Origin of the sequence: Pseudomonas sp. R5(2019) (assembly GCF_009905435.1) — a bacterium.
In the GTDB taxonomy this organism is placed as follows: Bacteria; Pseudomonadota; Gammaproteobacteria; order Pseudomonadales; family Pseudomonadaceae; genus Aquipseudomonas.
Genome location: NZ_JAAAMT010000005.1, coordinates 35,694 through 50,734, shown reverse-complemented (window position 1 = coordinate 50,734; position 15,041 = coordinate 35,694). Strand labels below are relative to the sequence as shown.

Below are 15,041 nucleotides of genomic sequence, written 5' to 3'. Positions count from 1 at the left end.
GGCGCAGCTTGAGGCCGCCGTGCAGCAGCCCCAAGCAAGGGCGGGTCAGGCGGTTTCTTTGGCGCCGAGGATGGTCAAAAGCGTTTGTGCATTTTGTGCTGCGTCACGGCCCAGGCTGGTGAGGTAACCACCGTCGGGTTGGGTGGTCAGTTCTTTTTCATACAGACGCTTGGCGGCGGCGATCGCCTGAGGCGCCGCGGTCTGATGAACCTTCAAGCCCTCCTGGGAACTGTCCAGGTTGAAGAGTGCAAGGATTTCCAGTTCGGCAACCAGCTCAGGGGTATACGACATAGGTACTCCGGACTTTCTTGAAATGGACGGCAACACACCCACGACAGGCGCATGGCGTAGCGGCCCCGAGGATGTTCCGGCAGCGGGGCTCTTGCAGTGTAGTCATGCTCCGCGCGCTTTGCCGAAGTTACTTTTGCTCGGGTGGCAGTTCGGGCAGGGCACGTAATGCGGCCTCATACCACTCGGTGTTGAAGGCCCGGTCTTCGTCGAGCATGGCGTCGATCTCGATCGCCAGCACATGGGCCATCAGGTTGAGAATGTCTTCGCGCTCGTAGCCCACCAGGGTCAGCTTGTTGAAGGTGGCCTTGGCGGCAGGCGGATTGTCGCTTTCGATCTGATTCTCGATGGCCTGGGTCAGGGTGGCCTCGGCGAAATCTTCTTCGTCGTTTTCGATTGGGGTGGGTTCGCTCATGACAGGCTCCTTTTAATAGGCGCTCAGTTTGCCACGCCGACGCGGGCACTGCGCTGGTATTCAGCCGCTGCATACTGCTGGTCAGGCGCCGGGGTTAGGACTATAACTGGCCAGCCAACCCCTTTCGGCCTGGAGGCTGCCTGATGCTCAAACTTCACGGATTCGCGGTCAGCAATTACTACAACATGGTCAAGCTGGCGTTGCTGGAGAAGGGTTTGCCCTTCGAAGAAAAACTCTTTTTCGGTGGCCAGAGCCCTGAAGTGCTGGCTGTCAGCCCGCGGGGCAAGGTCCCGGTGCTGGAGACCGAGCACGGCTTCCTGAGCGAAACGGAGGTGATTCTCGACTATATCGAGCAGTCCCAGCCAGGTCCGGCATTGCTGCCCGAAGAGCCTTTTGCGCGGGCAAGAATCCGCGAACTGGTCAAGGGAATGGAGCTGTATATCGAGCTGCCGGCGCGTGCCTGCTACCCGCAAGCCTTCTTCGGCGCCGAGGTGCCGCAGGCGATTCGTGACAAGTCGCTGATCGAACTGCAGGCCGGTATCGATACCCTCAAACGCCACGGCAAATTCGCGCCCTATCTGGCCGGTGACAGCCTGACCATTGCGGACCTGTTCTTCGTCTATAGCGTCGATCTGGCCTCGGCGGTCGGCAAGAAAGTCTTTGGCCTGGACCTGCTTGAAGAGTTCCCGCAAGCCAAGGCTCTGCTGGAGCGCTTGCAGCAAACTCCGCATGCACAAAAGATCGCGGCAGACAAAGAGGCGCAGATGCCGGCGTTTCTAGCGATGGTGCGCAGCGGTAAACGCTGATTCCCTGTAGGAGCAGAGCTTGCTCGCGATGAAGGCGCCACGGTGAATCGGATACACCGTGGTGAGGCCATCGCAGGCAAGCCTGGCTCCTACATTATTTAGATCAAAAGCGGTTTCAGCGAGCGGCCAGCAACGCCTCGCCGCGTGCAACCGCCGCCTTGACCTGCGCCGGGGCGGTGCCGCCAATGTGATTGCGCGCGTTGACCGAACCTTCCAGGGTCAACACTGCAAACACGTCCTGCTCGATCTGGTCGCTGAATTTACGCAGCTCGTCCAGGCTCATTTCAGCCAGATCCTTGCCGGTGTCGACGCCGTATTTCACGGCATGGCCGACGATTTCGTGGCAATCACGGAACGGCAGGCCACGGCGTACCAGGTAGTCGGCCAGGTCAGTGGCGGTGGAGAAGCCGCGCAGGGCCGCTTCGCGCATCACTTCATGACGCGGCTTGATGGCCGGGATCATGTCGGCAAACGCCCGCAGCGAGTCGCGCAGGGTGTCGGCAGCGTCGAACAGCGGCTCCTTGTCTTCCTGGTTGTCCTTGTTATAAGCCAGCGGCTGGCCTTTCATCAGGGTCAGCAGGCCCATCAGCGCGCCATATACGCGACCGGTCTTGCCACGTACCAGCTCAGGGACGTCGGGGTTTTTCTTCTGCGGCATGATCGAGCTGCCGGTGCAGAAACGGTCGGGCAGGTCGATGAACTGGAACTGGGCGCTGGTCCACAGCACCAGCTCTTCAGAGAAGCGCGACAAGTGCATCATTGCAACGCTCGCTGCAGCGCAGAACTCGATGGCGAAGTCACGGTCCGAAACGCTGTCCAGCGAGTTGCCACCGACAGCCTCGAAGCCCAGCAGCTGGCAGGTCAGCTCACGGTCGATCGGGTAGGTGGTGCCCGCCAGTGCGGCGCTGCCCAGAGGCATGCGGTTGGTGCGCTTGCGGCAGTCGACCAGGCGCTCGTAGTCGCGGCTGAGCATTTCGAACCAGGCGAGCAGGTGATGCCCGAAGGTCACTGGCTGCGCGGTTTGCAGATGGGTGAAGCCCGGCATGATAGTGGCGGCTTCGCGCTCGGCTTGTTCCAGCAGGCCTTTTTGCAGGCGAGTGATTTCGGCCAGGATCAGGTCGATTTCATCGCGCAGCCACAGGCGGATGTCGGTGGCCACCTGATCGTTACGGCTACGGCCGGTGTGCAGCTTTTTGCCGGTGATGCCGATGCGGTCGGTCAGGCGGGCTTCGATGTTCATGTGCACGTCTTCGAGGTCGACGCGCCAGTCAAAGTTGCCGGCTTCGATCTCTGCCTGAATGCTGCTCAGGCCATCGACGATCGTGTCGCGCTCGGCATCGGTCAGCACGCCGACCTTGGCCAGCATCGTGGCGTGGGCGATCGAGCCCATGATGTCGTGGCGGTACAGGCGCTGGTCGAAAGTGACGGAGGCAGTGAAGCGGGCGACGAAGGCGTCGACAGGCTCACTGAAACGGCCGCCCCAGGACTGGTTGGTCTTGTCAGTGCTCATGGAATCGCTCGTAGAAGACGGTTACGGGAAAGTGCACAGATGATAACAGGGTTGCCCGGAGCGTCGGAGCACAGTGGTCGGCGGATTTTTTCGAGCGGGGCGCGGTATCAGCTGGATGCTGCTACTTTGGAGCGATGAGGGGGCGCTGGCCAAATGATATTTATCAATTGAGTCATAGGCTCGCGGCGAGCGTCTACAGTTGGACTGGAGGACCGACACAATTCCTGATGACGTGCCGATTCCGCAGCTAACCTTACAACCGTTGTTGAAATACGCCCTTATCCACGGCATCGCGCCGCGCGTAGAGGCTGGAGTGGTCAAGGTCGAAGCCGACTATAAAAGGGGAGCGTTCATATTGTGTGTCAGCAATCCCTATGACGAAGCATTGGTTAAATGGGCTTCGATCGGTAATCAGCAGGCACTGCGAAATATCGGCGCCCGACTTGCGGCACTTTTTGGCCCTCGTGCGAGTCTGAGCGTGGATCGCCGTGACGGTCGTCACTTCACCTGTCTACGCTATCCTTGTGCGAGACTCACGCAGGAATCCAGCGCAATATGAATGTCCTGATCGTTGATGACGAACCCCTAGCCCGCGAGCGCTTGAGCCGATTGGTCAGCGAACTCGAGGGATACACTGTCCTGGAGCCCAGCGCCACCAATGGCGAGGAAGCCCTGGCCCTGATAGACAGCCTCAAGCCGGACATCGTTCTACTCGATATCCGCATGCCTGGGCTGGACGGCCTTCAGGTCGCCGGCCGCCTGTGCGAGCGTGAAGCGCCGCCGGCCGTGGTGTTTTGTACCGCCCAAGACGAATTCGCTCTGGAAGCCTTTCAGGTCAGCACCGTTGGCTACCTGGTCAAGCCGGTACATTCCGAAGATTTGCTCGCTGCGCTGAGAAAGGCCGAGCGCCCGAACCGCGTGCAGCTGGCTGCCTTGACCCGGCCTGCCGCCGAAAGCGGCAACGGGCCGCGCAGCCACATCAGTGCACGCACCCGCAAGGGCATCGAACTGATCCCGCTCGACCAGGTGGTGTACTTCATTGCCGACCATAAATACGTGACGCTTCGCCATGAAGCCGGCGAGGTTTTGCTCGATGAACCGCTGAAAGCCCTGGAAGACGAATTTGGCGAACGCTTTGTGCGCATTCACCGCAATGCGCTCGTGGCGCGCGACCGCATCGAACGCCTGCAGCGCACCCCGCTGGGCCATTTTCAGCTTTACCTCAAAGGCCTCAATGGCGACGCTCTGATCGTCAGCCGGCGCCATGTCGCGGGTGTTCGCAAGATGATGCAACAGCTTTAGGGCGGGGAGAAGGAACGATATCGGGCCAGGGTCGGCCCACTCACTCATACAGAAGTGCGAGTAGCGCTGGCTGAGCTGTTATTATCCGTCCAATCATTTGAGTACGGATTGATCCATGTCCTCCCGCGAAATCCGCATTGCCACCCGAAAAAGCGCCCTGGCCCTTTGGCAGGCCGAATACGTCAAGGCCCGCCTGGAGCACGCCCACCCCGGTATCCTGGTGACCCTGGTTCCAATGGTCAGTCGCGGCGACAAGCTGCTCGACTCGCCGCTGTCGAAAATCGGCGGCAAAGGCTTGTTCGTGAAGGAGCTGGAGACGGCCCTGCTGGATAACGAGGCTGACATCGCCGTGCATTCGATGAAGGATGTGCCGATGGACTTTCCTCAAGGGCTCGGCCTGTACTGCATCTGCGAGCGCGAAGACCCGCGCGACGCCTTCGTCTCCAACACTTATGAAAGCCTGGAAACCTTGCCCAAAGGCGCCATCGTCGGCACCTCCAGCCTGCGTCGCCAGACCCAGCTGCTGGCCCGTCGCCCGGATCTGCAAATCCGCTTTCTGCGTGGCAACGTCAACACCCGCCTGGCCAAGCTCGATGCCGGCGAATATGACGCCATTATCCTGGCAGCCGCCGGCTTGATCCGCCTGGGCTTCGAGGATCGCATTCGCTCCGCCATCAGCGTTGAAGACAGCCTGCCGGCGGGTGGCCAGGGCGCGGTCGGCATCGAATGCCGCAGCGCCGACAGCGATATCCATGCCTTGCTTGCACCGCTGCACCACGCCGATACCGCCGTGCGGGTCATTGCCGAGCGGGCGATGAACAAGCACCTCAATGGTGGCTGCCAGGTGCCGATTGCCTGTTACGCCGTGCTGGAAGGCGATCAGGTCTGGTTGCGCGGGCTGGTCGGCGACCCGGATGGCGGCACTCTGCTGAGCGCTGAAGGCCGCAGCCTGCGAGCCGATGCCGAAAGCTTGGGTGTGCAAGTCGCCGAAGACCTGCTGGCCCAGGGCGCGGGTGACATCCTCAAGGCGGTGTATGGCGAGGACGGCCATCCGTGAACGGCTGGCGTCTGCTGCTGACCCGGCCGCAGGACGAATGCCAGGCACTGGCCGATAGCCTGAGCGACGTTGATGTGTTCAGCAGCGTCATGCCGCTGCTGGAGATCGAGCCGTTGCCGGTCGATGCTGCCATGATTGCCCAGGTGCTTGACCTGGCCCATTACAGCGCGGTGATCTGCGTCAGCAAGCCGGCTGCCCGCCTGGGGGTCGACCTGATCGACACCTATTGGCCGCAGCCACCGATGCAGGACTGGTTCACCGTGGGCGCGGCCACCGCCAGTGTTCTGAGTGACTACGGCCTCACTGTTCACACCTCCGGCGAGGGTGATGACAGCGAGGCCTTGTTGCGACTGGAGGCCCTGGAAAAAGCCATTGAATGGCCTCAGGCGAAGGTGCTGATCCTGCGCGGGCAGGGCGGGCGTGAGCTGCTGGCCGAGCGCCTGCGAGAGCGAGGTGCTAGTGTCGAGTATCTGGAATTGTATCGGCGCTGCCTGCCGGAATATCCTGCCGGGGCGCTGATGCGGCGCGTTGAAGCGGAACGCTTGAACGGGCTGGTGGTCAGCAGTGGGCAGGGTTTTGAGCACCTGCACCAGCTGGCCGCGACCGACTGGCCGCGCTTGGCGCGGCTGCCGTTGTTTGTACCGAGCCCGCGCGTGGCCGAAATGGCTCGCCAGGCCGGTGCATTGAATGTTGTGGATTGTCGTGGTGCCAGCGCCGCGACCTTGCTGGCAGCTTTGCGGGAAACCCCCGTGCCTGCCCTCTAAGACGCGGCCCCTGCGTGGGTTGAAGCGTCGCACTGCAAAGGATGGATACGTGAGCGAAACAGCCTTGCCCAAAGATGATCTTGCGCCGGCGCTCGATGCGCCCGCTGAAACCCCGCCCGCCCCGGTCGAACGAAAGGGCGGTAACGGGCTCGCAATGGTTGCCCTGTTGGTGGGTGTGGTCGGTATTGCCGCCGGTGGCTGGGGCGTGTGGCAGGTGCGTCACCTGCAAGCCGGGTATCAGGCCCAGTCCAACCAGCTCGAGGCCCTCGCTGCACAGACCCAGATCATCAAGCAGGGCGAACAGCAGCTGACCGCCAGCCTGTCGCGCCTGCCTGCGGCGGATGAACTGGAGGAGCGCCGTCGTCTGGTGGCGCAGTTGCAAGGCGATCAACAACGCCTGAGCCAGCGCCTTGAAACCGTACTGGGCGCCAGCCGCAAGGACTGGCGCCTGGCTGAGGCCGAGCATTTGCTGCGCCTTGCCAGCCTGCGCCTGTCGGCGTTGCAGGACATCGACAGCGCCCGGGCGCTGGTCCAGGGCGCCGATGAAATCCTGCGTGAGCAGAATGATCCGGGCGCGTTTGCGGCGCGCGAACAACTGGCCAAGAGCATGGCCGCGTTGCACAGCGTCGAGCAGCCGGACCGCACCGGTCTCTATTTGCAACTGGCCGCCCTGCGTGAGCAGGTGGTTCAGCTCAACGCCACGACACCGGAATACAAGGACAAGGGCGAATCGCTGTTCGGCTTGACCGCCGACGGTGATGGCGCCAGCCGCTGGGCCGAGTGGTGGGAGCAGATTTCCCGTTACATCCGCATCGATTTCAATGCCGACAAAAATGTTCGGCCGCTGCTGGCCGGCCAGGCATTGAATCAGGTTCGACTGGCGTTGAACCTGACCCTGGAGCAGGCGCAGTGGGCCGCGCTCAATGGCGAAGCGAAAGTCTATGGTCAAGCACTGGACGAGGCGCGCGGTGTCCTGCTGGGTAACTTCAACCCGGACGACGCTCAGAGCAAGACCATGTTCGAGCGTCTGAACGCACTCAAGCAACAGCCGGTGTCGGTGGTTACCCCAGATCTTGCGTCCAGCCTCGGTGCGGTCCAGGCCTACCTGGAGCGCCGTCATTTGCCGGCTGAAGACGCACCGGTCAAGACGGGCGAGGAGGCGCGGCCATGAAGCGGGCCTATCTGCTCATGGTGATCGCCATTGCGGTCGCCGCCGCAATCGGCATCGCCATCGCCAAACATTCCGGCTACGTGCTGATCGCCTACGACAGCTTCCGCTACGAGGCCAGCCTGTGGACGACCCTGGCGTTGCTGGTGGTGCTCTGGCTGGTGGTCTATGCGGTGCGGGCGCTGATCAGCCTGGTGACAACCTCCGGTGGGGTGGTCAACCCTTGGTCACGACGCAATCGCAGCCGTCGCGTCCAGCTGGCCATCGAGCAGGGCCAGCTGGACCTTGCCGAAGGCCGCTGGGCCAGCGCCCAGCGCCACCTGCACCGCGCCGCTGAAGCCGAGCGCCAGCCTTTGCTCTACTACCTCGGTGCGGCACGTGCGGCGAACGAGCAAGGCAAGGTCGAAGAGTCCGACGCCTTGCTGGAGCGGGCGCTTGAGCGTCAGCCACAGGCGGAACTGGCGATTGCCTTGAGCCACGCGCAACTGCAGATGGATCGTGGTGATACTGACGGTGCGCTGGTGCCCCTGCAGGCCATGCATGAGCGCCACCCGCACAACGTCCAGGTGCTTCGACTATTGCACCGGGTACATGTGCAACGCGACGACTGGCCGGCCTTGATCCGGTTGATGCCTGAGCTGCGCAAGGACAAGGTATTGCCACCTGCACAACTGGCAGAGCTGGAGCGCCGCGCCTGGGGAGAGAACCTCGCACTGGCCGCGCAGCGTGAAACCGAGGGCGAAGCTGGGCGACAGTCGCTGGAGCGTGCCTGGCAGCAGTTGACCTCGGCGCAACGCCAGGAGTCGGCACTGGTCGCAGCCTATGCCGATCAACTGCGCCAGCTGGGTGCGCAAGAGCAAGCCGAAGAAGCCCTGCGCACCGCCCTCAAGCGCCACTACGACAGCCATCTGGCGCGGCTCTATGGCCTGGTGCGCGGCAGTGATCCGGCCCGTCAACTGCACACGGCCGAGGGCTGGCTCAAGCAGCATCCCGAAGACCCGAGCCTGTTGCTGACGCTGGGCCGCCTGAGCCTGCAAAACCGCTTGTGGGGCAAGGCGCGAGATTATCTGGAAAGCAGCTTGCGGTTTGAGCGAAACCCGGAAGCCTGTGCGGAATTGGCAAGATTGCTGGCGCGCTTGGGTGACACCGAGCGCAGCAATCACCTGTTCCAGGAGGGCCTAGGCATGCTCGATGCCCGCTTGCTGGCATTGCCATTGCCGGAAACCGGGCGAGGCTGACCCCAAAACACCGCTCTGGGAGGAGCCGGGCTCGCCCGCGATAAGGACGCCGCGGTTTTTCAGGCATTGCGCGTCACCGTTCATCGCGGGCAAGCCCGGTTCCTACGGGAGAGGGATTAAACACTTGTATGAACTTTGTCGTCTGAGTACCTTGAAGCCATCAGCGTGGGGGCATAATCTCCCTGCACGCACTCATGAAAACAGGCTGCTCAATGCCGTCTTGCTGGTGGGCCTTCGTACCCGGGTAATCGGGAGCGGCTAGTCAGCGGCATGACCCAGAAGGGAAGAGAAGATCATGCTAGAAAGTTGTCAGAATGCTCAGGAACGCTGGGGCGGAGTTCATAAGCTGATTGACCGCTGGCTGGTTGAGCGCGGAGAGCTGGTGATGGCATTCCAGGAATTGCGCAAGGCACAACATGCCTTTGCGGATAAAGCCAAGCACCAACACTTCTGCGAAATCCTGGTTGATTACGTGTCGGCCTGGCATTTTGAGGTGTATGAGCAATTGATCAACGAGGCCAAGGCCTTCGATGACAAGAAGGCTCTGAAGGTGGCAGAAGATACCTATCCTCTCATTGATGCAATCACCGAGAGTGCCCTGGCTTTCAACGACGAATGCGCCGATGGCAAATGCAAGGACACCGAGCGTTTTGCTACCGAGCTCAGCAAGTTGGGTGCGCTGCTGCAGGAACGCTTCTTACAGGAAGATCGCCTGATAGATGAGTTGCACAACGCACACAAGGAAGAGGCCACCGAACAGGCCTGAGTTTTTGCGCTACGGTCTGGCTGACCGTAGCGCTCCCCCTTCGCCTCAGTCGGCGACCCCAAGCAACTCAATCTCGAACACCAGTGGCGTAAACGGTGCGATCAGATCGCCCGCACCTTCCGCGCCGTAGGCTTGCGCCGAAGGAATTACCAGCCGCCATTTCGCCCCCACTGGCATGTGCACCAGGGCGGTCTGCCAACCGTCGATGACGCTGTCCAGGCGGAACCATTGTGGCTGGCTGCTTTGATCAAAAACGCTGCCATCGGGTCGCTTGCCGATATAGCGAACCTGGACCCGTCCTTCTACGTGGGGCAGCGTCCCCTGACCCGGATTCAACTCGGTCATGAGGATGCCGTTGGCCAATTCGCGCACACCGGCATGAGCACGTTCGGTGGTCATGAAGCGACGTTCTTCACCCAGCCACTTTTCGGTCTGCGCGTCGACCGCCACCTGATTCACTTGCGCTTCATGCTGGCTGAGAATTTGCCCGATGCGCTCATCGCTCAAGCTCAGGGGCTTGTTCTTGTAGGCCTGTTGCAAGCCTTCGATCAGCGCCTTCAACTGCAGGTCAGGCACCTCCTGGCGCAGGCGTTCACCAAGGCTGGCGCCCAGGCTGTAAGCCAGATCGTGAGGGCTGGGCGCGGCTGCTTTTTCTTCGGCATACGCCTGCGGCAGCAGCAGGCAAAACGACAACAACAAGTGGCGCGACATGGACGCACTCCGTGTTCAGATCGGGCAATTATGCCAGCGCTCGAAGCGCTGCGCGCAGACTCGTTGCACGCCCGGGCCGACAGCGGCCGCGAGTGGATCTACACTTGTGCGCAGTTGCAGTGCGGACAGTTGTTGCCCGGTGCTGCGACGCGGCACATTCGGTACCTTCAAGATGCCCTAGGCAGCGGGCGCGACAGAGGTCTAACATGGGCCGCACTCACGTCAGCCAGGAGGTAAACCATGTCGGCCAACAAGAAGCCCGTAAACACTCCGTTGCATTTGCTCCAACAGCTTTCAAGCAGCCTGCTCGAGCATCTCGAAAACGCCTGCTCCACGGCGTTGGCTGATGCTGAAAAACTGCTCGCCAAATTGGAAAAGCAACGCGGAAAGGCTCAAGAAAAACTGCACAAGTCGCGCATCAAACTGCAAGACGCCGCGGCCGCTGGCAAGGCCAAGGCACAAGCCAAAGCCAAGAGTGTTGCCTCTGAACTGGAAGAGTTGCTCGACGCATTGAAAGCGCGTCAATCGGAAACCCGCGCCTACATTGCCGAGCTTAAAAAGGATGCACAAGAGAGCTTGAAACTCGCCCAGGGCGTGGGCCGTGTAAAGGAAGCAGCCAGCAAGGCGTTGACCCAGCGTTCGGCAAAACCTGCGGCCAAAACCGCAGTGGCAAAACCTGCCGCCAAGCCAGCCGCCAAAGTGGCAGCAGCCAAACCTGTCGCAGCCAAGTCCGCAGTGAAGCCCGCTGCAAAACCTGCAGCCAAAATGGCGGCGACCAAGCCAGCCGCCAAAACCACAGCGGCCAAGCCCGCAGCGAAGCCAGCCGCTAAAACGGCGGCGGCGAAACCCGCCATGGCTAAATCTGCAGCGAAACCGGCAGCAGCCAAGCCAGCCAAAACCGCGGCAGCCAAACCAGCGGCAAAACCAGCTGCCAGGACGGCGGCGGCCAAACCCGCTACGGCCAAGCCAGCAGCCAAACCTGCAGCGGCCAAGCCAGCTGCCAAAACCGCAGCAGCCAAACCCGCGGCGAAGCCAGCAGCCAGAACGTCGGCGGCAAAACCCGCAGCAAAACCTGCGACCAGGCCTGCTGCAAAATCTGCGGCCGCCAAGCCTGCCGCGGCGAAGCCCACAACCCCAGCGGCCACCCCAGCCACTGCAGCGCCCGCCAGCACAGCAACGTCAGCCTCAGCAGCGACGCCGTCGGCATCCACGCCAGCGTCCGTCACCAGCGCAGGTGCTCAGAGCCCGTCCTCGGCCTCTTGAGTCATCGCCTCAGTCGCCGTGCGCAGCGTTCGCAGCGCATGGTGACTGAGGTCGTTGGTGCTGGTATAGGGCAGTAGAATCGGCAGCCAACCCGTGGCTGAAGGTTTCTGGCCAGTTGGCCAGCCACTGCTCACTGCTTCCAGGCGTGTCAGCAACTCTCGTTCCGCCTCCAGTTCCAGTCGCGTGACCTCTGTACGCAACGCTGCCAACGCGCTGTCCAGTTGGGCTTCGTCGCGCCATTGTTGGCGCAGTTGGCGCAAGGGTACGACCACCTCTTCATTCCAGTACCATGCAGTCCTGCTCAATTGCCCTCGGCGCTCATGCGAGTACTCCACCGCGCGCTGATCAAGCCAGGCAGCGCACAACAGCAGGCAGATATTGGCGCCTTCCTCTTGCAAGGCCAGGCAGGTCGCCTCCACGCCCGGTCGGGCGTAAAGGGCCAAGGCAAAATTCCACAGGTCGGTGTTCATGGTCCCACTCGCGCCAGTTGCCAGCGAAGCTGGTAGACTCCGCCGCCATTATGATCAGAATATCCAACCTCACTTTACAGCGTGGTCCGCAGCGCCTGCTAGAAGACGCCGAGCTGACCCTGCACGCCGGTCAAAAAGCCGGCTTGATCGGTGCCAACGGCGCCGGTAAATCCAGCCTGTTTGCCATGCTGCGCGGCGAGTTGACACCCGATTCCGGTGACTGTCAGCTGCCCGCCGATTGGCGCATTGCCCACATGCGCCAGGAGATCGATACCCTCGATCGACTGGCCGTGGACTATGTGCTCGACGGCGACGTTCGCCTGCGTGAGGTCCAGCAGGCGCTGGCCACCGCCGAGGCCGCGCACGACAACGCCGCGCTGGCGCGTCTGCATATCGAGCTAGACAGCGCCGACGGTTACACTGCCGATGCACGCGCGCGCAAATTGCTGGCCGGCCTTGGCTTCAGCAACGAGCAGATGGACCGGCGCGTCGGTGACTTCTCCGGTGGCTGGCGGATGCGCCTCAACCTGGCCCAGGCGCTGATGTGCCCATCGGACTTGTTGCTACTCGATGAGCCGACCAACCACCTGGACCTCGATGCCATCCTCTGGCTGGAAGAGTGGCTCAAGGGCTACCCCGGCACATTGCTGCTGATCTCTCACGACCGTGACTTCCTCGACGCGGTGGTCGACCACGTCGCCCATGTCGAGCAATGCAAGCTGACCTTGTACCGCGGCGGCTACAGCGCCTTCGAGCGGGCCCGTGCCGAGCGCCTGGCGCAACAGCAACAGGCCTACGAGAAGCAGCAAGTCCAGCGCGCGCACATGGAAAAGTACATCGCCCGCTTCAAGGCGCAAGCGACCAAGGCCCGCCAGGCCCAGAGCCGGATCAAGGCGCTGGAGCGGATGGAAGAACTGTCGGCGGCCCATGTCGATTCGCCATTTGACTTCACCTTCCGTGAGTCGCAGAAAATCTCCAGTCCCTTGCTCGATCTCTCCGAGGCGCGTTTGGGGTATGGCGAAAAAACCATTCTGGAGAAGGTCAAACTGCAGCTCGCGCCGGGTGCGCGGATTGGTCTGCTGGGGCCGAACGGGGCCGGTAAATCGACCCTGATCAAAAACCTCGCCGGTGAACTGGAGCCCCTCAGCGGGCGTCTGGTGCGCGGTGAGAACCTGGTCGTGGGCTACTTCGCCCAGCACCAGCTCGACTCGCTGGACAGCAAGGCAAGCCCCTTGCTGCACCTGCAACGCCTGGCACCGACCGAGCGCGAGCAGACCCTGCGCGATTTCCTCGGCGGCTTTGACTTCCGTGGCGCCCGTATCGACGAGCCGGTGCTGAATTTCTCCGGTGGCGAAAAGGCCCGCCTGGCCCTGGCATTGATTGCCTGGGAGCGGCCGAACCTGCTGCTGCTCGACGAGCCGACCAACCACCTGGACCTTGAAATGCGCCTGGCGCTGACCATGGCCTTGCAGGAATTCAGTGGCGCGGTGGTGGTGGTTTCTCACGACCGTAGCCTGCTCAAGAGCACCACCGACAACTTTCTGCTGGTCGCCGATGGCCGTGTGCAGGACTTCGATGGCGATCTGGAAGACTACGCCCGCTGGCTGGTCGAGTTCCGTCAGCGCAATGCACCGGTCAGCACTTCTGCCGGCAACGCCGACAAGACCGACAAAAAGGCCCAGCGCCAGGCCGCTGCCGCCTTGCGCCAACAGCTGGCACCGCACAAGCGCGAAGCCGACAAGCTGGAGCGTGAGCTGGGCACCCTGCATGAGCAACTGGCCAAGGTAGAAGCGAGCCTGGGCGACAGCGCCCTCTATGAGGCGGCGCGCAAGGATGAATTGCGTGATTTGCTCGATCGCCAGGCCAAGCTGAAGGTCCTCGAGGCGCAGCTTGAGGAATCCTGGATGGAAGCCCTTGAACTGCTTGAGAACATGCAGGCGGAGCTGGAGGCGTTGTCCTGATGGAAGCGCTGAGACTGTTGTTGCCGGTCGAGTGGATCGCGCCGATGTGGCTGGGGCTGCAAATCCTGCTGATCCTGGTGGTGGCGTTTCTGTTGCAGCGTGTGGTCTCACGCTGCATGAGCCGGCTGGGCAAGCGCTACCCGCTGCCGCAGGAGCTGTTGATGCCGCTGCGAGGGGCGCTGCGCTGGCTGATCATGGGCAGTGCGCTGATCGCGGTGCTCGAGCGCCTTGGCGTCTCGGCCACGGTGCTGTGGACGGCATTGTCAGGCTTTGTCGCCGTCGCGGCGGTGGCGTTCTTTGCCATGTGGAGTGTGTTGTCCAACCTGCTCTGCGCGGTATTGATCTACACCGTCGGGCCGTTTCGCCTGGGCGATGTCGTTGAGCTGGTGGACACCACCGACAAGCCGGGCGTCAAAGGCCGGGTGATTGCCATCAACCTGCTGTTCACCACCTTGATCGAGTTGCCTGAAGCCAGCGGTGCGTTGGTCCAGGTACCCAATAGTCAGTTCTTTCAGAAGTCGGTACGTCGCTGGCGCGGCACCGATGGCCTGCCATTGGTCAGCGAAAGCAAGATCAGCACGGAGTAATCGGGCCGCACGGCAAAAAAGTCGTGGTGATTTTTCATCGGTCGCACTAGTTTAGGGCTTTGATTCAAGTTCGTTCCGAGGTGCGCGATGACGCTGGAAACATGGCTGGCATTTTTTGCTGCTTGTTGGGTAATCAGTCTTTCTCCCGGGGCGGGCGCGATTGCGTCGATGTCCTGCGGTCTTCAATACGGTTTCTGGCGCGGGTACTGGAACGCGCTGGGCCTGCAGTTGGGGCTGGTCCTGCAGATCGCGATCATCGCAGCCGGCGTCGGCGCCATCCTGGCCGCCTCGGCGACCGCCTTTCAGGTGATCAAGTGGTTTGGCGTGTTCTATTTGGTGTTCCTGGCGATCAAGCAATGGCGAGCGCTGCCGGCAGACATCAGTGACGAAGCGGCGGTGCGGCCGATCGGCAAGCCGCTGAGCCTGGTGTTCCGTGGCTTTCTGGTCAACGTCAGCAACCCCAAGGCGCTGATCTTCATGCTGGCTGTGCTGCCGCAATTCATCAACCCGCACGCGCCACTGCTGTCGCAATACGTGACCATCGCCGCGACCATGGTTGCCGTCGACCTGCTGGTCATGGCCGGTTATACCGGGCTGGCCGCGCGGGTGCTGCGTCTGTTGCGCACGCCCAAGCAACAACGGCGCATGAACCGTACCTTCGCCGGGTTATTCCTGGGCGCAGCCTCCTTGCTGGCAACCATCCGCCGCGCGCCGGTCTGAACCGCATGCAGGCCA

At 62.0% G+C, this 15,041-nt stretch carries 16 protein-coding genes and 1 pseudogene; 12 read left to right on the top strand and 5 right to left on the bottom strand.

The genetic code is table 11. The features are described from left to right. Positions 1-45: 45 nt before the first annotated feature. Both GUY40_RS05175 and GUY40_RS05170 read right to left on the bottom strand, forming a co-directional pair. Positions 46-291 (bottom strand): TIGR02647 family protein, encoded by a 246-nt coding sequence (locus tag GUY40_RS05175; protein ID WP_166567872.1) that lies wholly within the window; start codon positions 289-291, stop codon positions 46-48. Positions 292-418: 127 nt separating this feature from the next. Then, positions 419-703: a hypothetical protein gene (locus GUY40_RS05170; RefSeq protein ID WP_166567871.1), complete on the bottom strand. Its 285-nt coding sequence runs from the start codon at positions 701-703 to the stop codon at positions 419-421. Between the two features lie 143 nt (positions 704-846). On the opposite strand from GUY40_RS05170, the gene GUY40_RS05165 reads away from it, so the two are divergent. Then, positions 847-1,509: a glutathione S-transferase family protein gene (locus tag GUY40_RS05165; RefSeq protein WP_166567870.1), complete on the top strand. Its 663-nt coding sequence runs from the start codon at positions 847-849 to the stop codon at positions 1,507-1,509. A 115-nt stretch (positions 1,510-1,624) separates the two neighbouring features. On the opposite strand, the gene argH is transcribed toward GUY40_RS05165, so the two are convergent. Next, positions 1,625-3,019, bottom strand: a complete 1,395-nt coding sequence (gene argH, locus GUY40_RS05160; protein ID WP_166567869.1) for an argininosuccinate lyase — start codon at positions 3,017-3,019, stop codon at positions 1,625-1,627. A 118-nt stretch (positions 3,020-3,137) separates the two neighbouring features. On the opposite strand from argH, the pseudogene GUY40_RS28170 reads away from it, so the two are divergent. The 7 genes and pseudogenes from GUY40_RS28170 to rsd all read left to right on the top strand — a co-directional run. After that, positions 3,138-3,578, top strand: a pseudogene (locus GUY40_RS28170) (sensor histidine kinase); the annotation flags it as partial. Continuing rightward, positions 3,575-4,321 (top strand): LytTR family DNA-binding domain-containing protein, encoded by a 747-nt coding sequence (locus GUY40_RS05155; protein ID WP_166567868.1) that lies wholly within the window; start codon positions 3,575-3,577, stop codon positions 4,319-4,321. The pseudogene GUY40_RS28170 and the gene GUY40_RS05155, both read left to right, overlap by 4 nt. 115 nt (positions 4,322-4,436) lie before the next feature. Then, positions 4,437-5,378 carry a hydroxymethylbilane synthase gene (hemC, locus tag GUY40_RS05150; RefSeq protein ID WP_166567867.1) on the top strand — a complete coding sequence of 314 codons (942 nt, stop codon included), beginning with the start codon at positions 4,437-4,439 and terminating at the stop codon, positions 5,376-5,378. Next, entirely contained in the window at positions 5,375-6,142 is a 768-nt protein-coding gene (locus tag GUY40_RS05145; RefSeq protein ID WP_166567866.1) for a uroporphyrinogen-III synthase, read from the top strand. The genes hemC and GUY40_RS05145 overlap by 4 nt, the downstream gene beginning before the upstream one ends. A 49-nt stretch (positions 6,143-6,191) precedes the next feature. Then, positions 6,192-7,313 carry a uroporphyrinogen-III C-methyltransferase gene (locus GUY40_RS05140; protein WP_166567865.1) on the top strand — a complete coding sequence of 374 codons (1,122 nt, stop codon included), beginning with the start codon at positions 6,192-6,194 and terminating at the stop codon, positions 7,311-7,313. After that, positions 7,310-8,548 carry a heme biosynthesis HemY N-terminal domain-containing protein gene (locus GUY40_RS05135; RefSeq protein ID WP_166567864.1) on the top strand — a complete coding sequence of 413 codons (1,239 nt, stop codon included), beginning with the start codon at positions 7,310-7,312 and terminating at the stop codon, positions 8,546-8,548. Before GUY40_RS05140 ends, GUY40_RS05135 begins: the two co-directional genes overlap by 4 nt. Before the next feature lie 295 nt (positions 8,549-8,843). Continuing rightward, a complete protein-coding gene (gene rsd, locus GUY40_RS05130; protein WP_166567863.1) occupies positions 8,844-9,314 on the top strand; it encodes a sigma D regulator in 471 nt (156 codons plus the stop codon). A 45-nt stretch (positions 9,315-9,359) separates the two neighbouring features. Here the strand turns inward: rsd and GUY40_RS05125 are convergent, their stop codons facing one another. Then, positions 9,360-10,025: an FKBP-type peptidyl-prolyl cis-trans isomerase gene (locus GUY40_RS05125; RefSeq protein WP_166567862.1), complete on the bottom strand. Its 666-nt coding sequence runs from the start codon at positions 10,023-10,025 to the stop codon at positions 9,360-9,362. A gap of 240 nt (positions 10,026-10,265) precedes the next feature. Here GUY40_RS05125 and GUY40_RS05120 point away from each other — a divergent pair, with 240 nt between their 5' ends. Then, positions 10,266-11,288: an AlgP family protein gene (locus GUY40_RS05120; RefSeq protein WP_166567861.1), complete on the top strand. Its 1,023-nt coding sequence runs from the start codon at positions 10,266-10,268 to the stop codon at positions 11,286-11,288. Here GUY40_RS05120 and GUY40_RS05115 read toward each other — a convergent pair. Further along, the gene (locus GUY40_RS05115; RefSeq protein WP_166567860.1) at positions 11,264-11,758 is read right to left on the bottom strand and encodes a TIGR02444 family protein; all 495 of its coding nucleotides are present in this window, start codon (positions 11,756-11,758) and stop codon (positions 11,264-11,266) included. The genes GUY40_RS05120 and GUY40_RS05115 overlap by 25 nt on opposite strands. 50 nt (positions 11,759-11,808) lie before the next feature. Here GUY40_RS05115 and GUY40_RS05110 point away from each other — a divergent pair, with 50 nt between their 5' ends. The 3 genes from GUY40_RS05110 to GUY40_RS05100 all read left to right on the top strand — a co-directional run bounded on the left by GUY40_RS05110 (position 11,809) and on the right by GUY40_RS05100 (position 15,026). Continuing rightward, positions 11,809-13,719: an ATP-binding cassette domain-containing protein gene (locus tag GUY40_RS05110; RefSeq protein WP_166567859.1), complete on the top strand. Its 1,911-nt coding sequence runs from the start codon at positions 11,809-11,811 to the stop codon at positions 13,717-13,719. Then, positions 13,719-14,306, top strand: coding sequence for a mechanosensitive ion channel family protein (locus GUY40_RS05105; protein ID WP_166567858.1), 588 nt, complete (start codon positions 13,719-13,721; stop codon positions 14,304-14,306). Before GUY40_RS05110 ends, GUY40_RS05105 begins: the two co-directional genes overlap by 1 nt. A gap of 87 nt (positions 14,307-14,393) precedes the next feature. Next, positions 14,394-15,026, top strand: a complete 633-nt coding sequence (locus tag GUY40_RS05100; protein WP_166567857.1) for a LysE family transporter — start codon at positions 14,394-14,396, stop codon at positions 15,024-15,026. Positions 15,027-15,041: the final 15 nt, after the last annotated feature.